This is a genomic window from Mesorhizobium sp. YR577 (genome assembly GCF_900116595.1).
In the GTDB taxonomy this organism is placed as follows: Bacteria; Pseudomonadota; Alphaproteobacteria; order Rhizobiales; family Rhizobiaceae; genus Mesorhizobium_M.
This window is the reverse complement of record NZ_FPBI01000064.1, coordinates 1-2,528: the sequence shown is the minus strand read 5'-3', so window position 1 is coordinate 2,528 and position 2,528 is coordinate 1. Positions and strand designations below refer to the sequence as shown.

Sequence of the window (2,528 nt, the reverse complement as noted above, 5' to 3'; positions counted from 1 at the left end):
CCCCATGCACGAACCCGCTTCGCGGGAGGGGCGTCCAGGCCTGAGATGGCGTAGTATTCGTAGCTTTTGAGCAGGTAGCGGCGGGCGAGCCGACCATGGAGTTCCCTTCAACGAGAGGAACTCACCATGGCTACCCCGTCGACCAATGCATCTGTTTCGCCGCTTCGCCAGCGCATGCAGCACGACATGCTTATGCGGGGCCTCGGCTCTCACACGCAGCAGGACTATGTTCGTCACGTCCGGTGCTTCGCCGCGTTTCTCGGACGCTCGCCCGATACCGCAACGCCGGACGATATCCGCCGCTTCCAGCTTGATCAGCATGAGAACGGCGTCGGACCTGCGACCATCAACGGCGCGGTATCGGCGCTGCGGTTCCTGTTTCTGGTGACACTGCAGCGCCGGGATCTGTCGCGCGCCCTGGTGATCACCCGGTATCACCGCAAGCTGCCGGATGTGCTCAGCGTGGAGGAAGCGGGGCAACTGCTCGAAGCCGCACCGGGCCTCAAGTACAAGGCCGCGCTCGGCGTTGCCTATGGCGCGGGCCTGCGTGTGTCCGAGGTCGCGCACCTCAAGGTCGATGATGTCGACTCTGCGCGCATGCTGCTCCGTGTCGAGCAGGGCAAGGGTCGCAAGGATCGCAACGCGATGCTTTCGCCGCAGCTCCTGGAACTGCTGCGGCTGTGGTGGCGCGAAGGCAGGCGACGCGGGGTCATACTTCCGCATGGCTGGCTCTTCCCCGGCCGCAGCCGCACCGATCCAGTCTCGTCACGGCAACTGCATCGCGCGGTCCAGGAGGCCGCCGAGGTCGCCGGCATCCGCAAGCGCGTCAGCCCGCACACGCTGCGTCACAGCTTCGCCACCCACCTGCTCGAACAGGATGTCGACATCCGCGTCATCCAGGTCCTGCTCGGGCACAGCAAGCTTGAGACGACCGCACTCTATGCCAAGGTCTCGACCCGGACGATCCACGCTGTCACCGGGCCGCTCGACCGGCTGATGGCGCTGATGGAGGGCAAGACGCCGCCCTGCTGATCCGTGCGCGCCTCGATCGAGGTCGCCGACATCTTCCGCACAGCCGGGCCTGCCTACCGGGCCGCCCATGCCGGGCGCCTGAGCCTCGCTCAGCTCAAGGTCATGTCGGCGATCGAGCATTGCCGCACCGCGGTGCTTGGCGGTCACGTCGAGGCCTGCGAGGACTGCGGTCAGTGGCGCATCGCCTACAACTCCTGCCGCAACCGGCACTGCCCGAAGTGCCAGGGCGCGGCGGCGCGGACGTGGCTTGCCGAGCGCGAGGCCGACCTGCTGCCGGTCGGCTACTTCCATGTCGTGTTCACGCTGCCCGCCGAGGTCGCCGACATCGCCTTCCAGAACAAGGCGCTGGTATACGATCTGCTGTTCAAGGCGGCGTCGGAGACGATGCTGACAATCGCCGCCGACTCAAGACACCTCGGCGCGCGCATCGGCATCACAGCCGTCCTCCACACGTGGGGTTCGGCGATGACCCACCATCCGCATGTCCACATGATCGTGCCGGGCGGCGGCATCGCGCCGGACGGACACCGCTGGATATCGTCGCGTCCGGCGTTCCTGCTTCCGGTGCGCGTGCTTGGCAAGCTGTTCCGGCGGCTCTTTCTGACCCGCTTGGTCGCACTCCACGAGGCTGTGCCGCTGGCCTTCTTCGGATCGCTGGCGCACCTGGCCGACCGCCGAGCATTCCTGCGCTACCTTGCTCCCGTCCGGGGGAAGCGCTGGGTGGTATACGCCAAGGCGCCGTTCGCCGGACCTGAAGCCGTGCTCGCCTACCTGTCCCGCTACACCCACCGGGTGGCGATCTCGAACAGCCGCCTGATCGCCTTCGACGAGCCCGGCGTCACCTTCCGATACAAGGACTACCGCCGCGACGACACGGATCGACAGCAGGTCATGACGCTTGCAACCGACGAGTTCATCCGCCGCTTTCTGATCCACGTGCTGCCGCGCGGCTTCCATCGCATCCGGCACTATGGCCTGCTCGCCGGCTCCGCCCGCAAGGCAAGCCTCGCGCTCGCCCGCGAACTCCTGGGCGTCGCCACGCCGCCTGACGCCGACACGCCAGCCGAACCGGACGACTACCGCCCGCCATGCCCATGCTGTGGCGGACGCATGATCATCATCGAGATGTTCGAACGCTGGAGACAGCCGCGCGGACCGCCGCACGCATCGGCGACGAACCGGAAGACCGCTCCATGACCCGGCATGACCTATACCAGCATCACGCCGCAGGCGCTCCACTTCCGGCAACGGACCCGCGCGCATCTATGGAGACTCTCGCCGCCGACATGGTCGTGACGAGTCGGGTGCGGGGCCAGCTAAACCGAGCCAAGGCGCAGCGAAGCGGCCGGTCCGCATCCTTCCCTGAGCTTCTCAGCGGCGGTCACGCCATCTCCGACATCGGCCGCAGTTCGAAATCCCCATAGCCATCGAACGTGGCCCGCGGGTTCCAGCATGAGAGGCTTTCGTACGCCTGCCGGCACCCGAAACCCTTCACC

Annotated in this window: 2 protein-coding genes; both read left to right on the top strand. The window is 66.9% G+C overall.

Features of this window, described 5'->3' with window-relative positions; genetic code table 11:
• Nucleotides 1–126 precede the first annotated feature (126 nt).
• Nucleotides 127–1,032: a tyrosine-type recombinase/integrase gene (locus tag BM413_RS32315; protein WP_091918916.1), complete on the top strand. Its 906-nt coding sequence runs from the start codon at nt 127–129 to the stop codon at nt 1,030–1,032.
• Nucleotides 1,033–1,035: 3 nt separating this feature from the next.
• The gene (locus BM413_RS32310) at nt 1,036–2,229 is read left to right on the top strand and encodes an IS91 family transposase (protein WP_091918915.1); all 1,194 of its coding nucleotides are present in this window, start codon (nt 1,036–1,038) and stop codon (nt 2,227–2,229) included.
• Nucleotides 2,230–2,528 lie beyond the last annotated feature (299 nt).

Coding starts and splice junctions, on each gene's coding strand:
- BM413_RS32315 (WP_091918916.1), top strand. CDS start 127: ATGGCTACCCCGTCGACCAATGCATCTGTTTCGCCGCTTCGCCAGCGC.